This is a genomic window from Micromonospora sp. DT4, assembly GCF_049841675.1.
Taxonomy (GTDB): Bacteria; Actinomycetota; Actinomycetes; order Mycobacteriales; family Micromonosporaceae; genus Micromonospora.
This window is the reverse complement of sequence record NZ_JBNCKT010000232.1, coordinates 1-3,211: the sequence shown is the minus strand read 5'-3', so window position 1 is coordinate 3,211 and position 3,211 is coordinate 1. Positions and strand designations below refer to the sequence as shown.

The window sequence follows — 3,211 nt, the reverse complement described above, 5'->3', positions numbered from 1 at the left end:
AAGCCGACGCGCGTCCCGCACCGTAACGCCCATACACCCCAAACGATCACAAACCATTTGGGTTACGGGTCAATAACGGCGGTAGCAATGACCTTGGCTCGCAGGCACAGGCCGGTGTGGTCGTGGATCAAGTGGCGGAACGTCTGCAAGTGCGGGAACGAGCTGCCCTGCCGCGCCAGACACAAGATCCCGATCAACCGGGGTCACTGGCCAGGTGAGAGCTGATGACCACACACGGACCGGTGCTACCGCTCTGGTTGTGCGAGGTGTGCGAACGCCCCTGGCCCTGCTCCACGCGCCGCGTGGAGCTGTTGGACGAGTACGCCGCCTCGCCGGTAGCCCTGCGGATCTACCTGGGGTCGCACCTGGTGGCAGCTACGCAGGACATGACCTGGGCTCCTGCCGACGCCGTGTACCGCCGGTTCCTCGGGTGGCTGGCGTGAAGCCGGGAGACGTCGTGCTGATCGGGGCCGCCTGCTCGCCGCAGTTCACCGGGAACCGGGCGCTGATGCTGCGCGTGGTGTCCGTTGGCGAGCCCGACCCCTACCACGACTGGATCTGGGTCACCGGATACGTGCTCGACGCGCGGGGCGACGCCACCGCCAAGCGCGAGGTGTACGTCATGAGGGCCGGGCTGGTCATCCAACGGCGAACCGCCCCGGCGGGTGGTCAACCGAGGCGGTCCAGTTCGCGCGTACGAGCCTAAGCGGTATTGGCGGGTATCCCGCATGGGTCAATCGTTCAGCGTGCCTGTGCGGACCATCGGGTGATCCTCGGTCCCGTGTTCGTCCTTGCCGCAGGTGATGCACGGGGCGAGCGCCTGCCTCAGCAGCCACGGCCGTTTCAAGATCATCTTACGGTGGGTAGTGGTCACCACGTCGGCGTGCCGAATGGGGACGAAGCTCCGTTAGGACGAGGTCTTCTCACGGATCTGGTCCACCCGGAGCTTCGTCATGGCGCAGTCTGTCATCCCTGTTGTCGATTCGGTGCCCGCGCCGCGCGATGGTGGCGTGTCGTTCACGCCGTCGTGTCGCGATCTGCTGGAGTTGTTGCTGGCGGTGTCTGACGGCCGTTGTGGGCAGGGGCGGGATCATCCGGTCGCGGTCGTCCTGGCGCTGGTCGCGGCGGCGACGGTGGCCGGGTCGAAGGGCTACACGGCGATGACGGGCTGGGTCGCCGACGTCTCGGCCGAGGTCCTGGACAGCCTGTATCAGCGAGTCGGAGCGCGCCCGGCCGGACGGCCGTCACGCTCGACGATCTGGCGGGTCTGCACTGATACCGACGCCGACGTGTTGGACGCCGTGATCGCCGAGTGGACGGCGACCCAGCATGCCCGCAGCTGCGTCGACACGCCGACGCAGCTGCGACTGGACGGCAAGACCGTGCGCGGCGCCGTTGACCACGACGGTGATCAGTTGCACCTGATGTCCGCCCTCGTAGGCCCGCCGCGATCAGGTGCGGCCAGTGTCATCGTCGCCCAAGCACCCACCGACGGGGCCAAGACCAGCGAGCCAGCCACCGCCCGCGCCCTGCTGGAAACCCTCGACCTGCGGGGCGTGACTGTCACCGCGGACGCGTTGCACACCGTCAAGGCCACCGCCGACCTGATCCACCAGCAGGGCGGCGAGTTCGTGTTGCCAGTGAAACAGAACCGGCAGGCACTGTTCGACGCCCTCAACACCCTGCCATGGGCCGACACCCCGATCGCCTGCCACGACCCCGACAGCGGACACGGCCGGAGCACCCGCCGCACCATCCGGGTCCTACCTGCCCCGCCCGACCTGCCGTTCCCACACGTCAACCAGGTCTGGCTGATCGAACGCTACGCCACCGACAACGCCAGCGGACAGCAATCCGCAGCCGCGCAACTCGGCGTCGCCAGCCATACCCCCGACCGCGCCAGCCCAGCAGAACTGGCCGCCTACAACCGCGGCCACTGGGCCATCGAGTCACTGCACTTCATCCACGACACCTGCCACCACGAAGACCAGTCAACAGTGCGTACCCGATCCGGGCCCCGTGTCCTGGCCTCGCTACGCAACCTCGCCAACAACGCCCTACGCCTGGCCGGCCGACCCGACATCACCGAAGCCACCCGCTGGGCAGCCCGCAACATGACCAGGCCATTCACCATCCTCGGCCTCACATCATGATCATGAAACGGCCGTGAGCAGAGGGGGGCGACCTTCGAACATGTTCTCATCGATCATGACTCCTGACCCTAAACACCCCTCGAAGTACGGTACGAAACCATTGTGGGGCAGATCACACTCATCGCATCAAGGGCTGCCGCGTGATCTGGGGATGTCGCATCGAGGTCTTACCCTGGCCGGGTGCTTGCTGCTGAGGCTCCGAAGATCACCGACTGGATGCAGGCGTGGGGGAGCGTCGTCGGCCTGGTGATGTCGACGTTTGCTGTAATCTTCACCGGATTGTTGTTCCGTCATGAGATCCGCGTGCGGCGCGAGGAGCAGCGCGACGGCGAGGCGGCACAGGCACGGCTGATCGTTGGAAGAATGATCAACTGGAAGCCCTCGGGTGCCAACGCCTACGGCGAGTTGGTTGGCAGGTCCGGCAATTGGCTTGACCTGGCAAGTGAAGAATTATAGCCAGGCACCCATTTTCGATGTGCGTATCAACTTCTACGCGACTTGGTCCCATGATGTAGAAATCCGTTTCAGCGATGAGCCAGAATCTGTGGCTGTGATCGAAGAAGTGGCTCGTGGCGAGGTGGCGATCCCGCCAACTGAGATCGGTGAGGGCGCGGGCTATGACTTATCGCGATTCACCATAAACGTAGGATTCACAGATGCCTCCGGCGTCCGCTGGAAGCGGTTTGGCAACTACCCCCCTGAAAGGCATTTTGACTTTCATCCGCCCACCAAGGAGGCCATCCGGCGTAGTCAGAGGCGTCAGCGTGTCAATCTGATCCAGTGGAAGCTCGGTCGGTGGAAGCTGTGGACCCAGGTCAAAGTACTTCGGACTCGCAAGCCGGAAGAACTGGAAGCCTACGGAACCGAGTACGACGACATCCCTTTCTAGACCAGCCAGGTCACGTCGAGCCGCTGACTGAACACCTTCGCGCGGTGGAGGTCGAACCGCTGACGCCAGGCTTCCTCGTTCTCTCCGTGGTGCACTGAGGTGATCTCAGCAACGCATAACGGTTGATTGGCGCGACACGGACGAAGGCGGCGAGTCGGGCAGTTGTGGA

General features: G+C 64.6%; 5 protein-coding genes. All 5 read left to right on the top strand.

Annotated features, from left to right (window positions below; genetic code table 11):
* Nucleotides 1-224: 224 nt before the first annotated feature.
* Entirely contained in the window at nucleotides 225-443 is a 219-nt protein-coding gene (locus ACLQ24_RS29095; RefSeq protein ID WP_425894937.1) for a hypothetical protein, read from the top strand.
* Nucleotides 440-706, top strand: coding sequence for a hypothetical protein (locus ACLQ24_RS29090; protein WP_425894936.1), 267 nt, complete (start codon nucleotides 440-442; stop codon nucleotides 704-706). Before ACLQ24_RS29095 ends, ACLQ24_RS29090 begins: the two co-directional genes overlap by 4 nt.
* Nucleotides 707-953: 247 nt before the next feature.
* Nucleotides 954-2,153 carry an ISAs1 family transposase gene (locus ACLQ24_RS29085; RefSeq protein WP_425894935.1) on the top strand — a complete coding sequence of 400 codons (1,200 nt, stop codon included), beginning with the start codon at nucleotides 954-956 and terminating at the stop codon, nucleotides 2,151-2,153.
* A gap of 180 nt (nucleotides 2,154-2,333) precedes the next feature.
* Nucleotides 2,334-2,609 carry a hypothetical protein gene (locus tag ACLQ24_RS29080; RefSeq protein ID WP_425894934.1) on the top strand — a complete coding sequence of 92 codons (276 nt, stop codon included), beginning with the start codon at nucleotides 2,334-2,336 and terminating at the stop codon, nucleotides 2,607-2,609.
* On the top strand, nucleotides 2,584-3,042 hold the full coding sequence (locus tag ACLQ24_RS29075; protein WP_425894933.1) for a hypothetical protein: 459 nt from the start codon (nucleotides 2,584-2,586) through the stop codon (nucleotides 3,040-3,042). Before ACLQ24_RS29080 ends, ACLQ24_RS29075 begins: the two co-directional genes overlap by 26 nt.
* Nucleotides 3,043-3,211: the final 169 nt, after the last annotated feature.

Bases quoted from the DNA above. Each gene is read 5' to 3' on its own strand.
- ACLQ24_RS29095 (WP_425894937.1), top strand. From the start codon at position 225: ATGACCACACACGGACCGGTGCTACCGCTCTGGTTGTGCGAGGTGTGC.
- ACLQ24_RS29085 (WP_425894935.1), top strand. From the start codon at position 954: ATGGCGCAGTCTGTCATCCCTGTTGTCGATTCGGTGCCCGCGCCGCGC.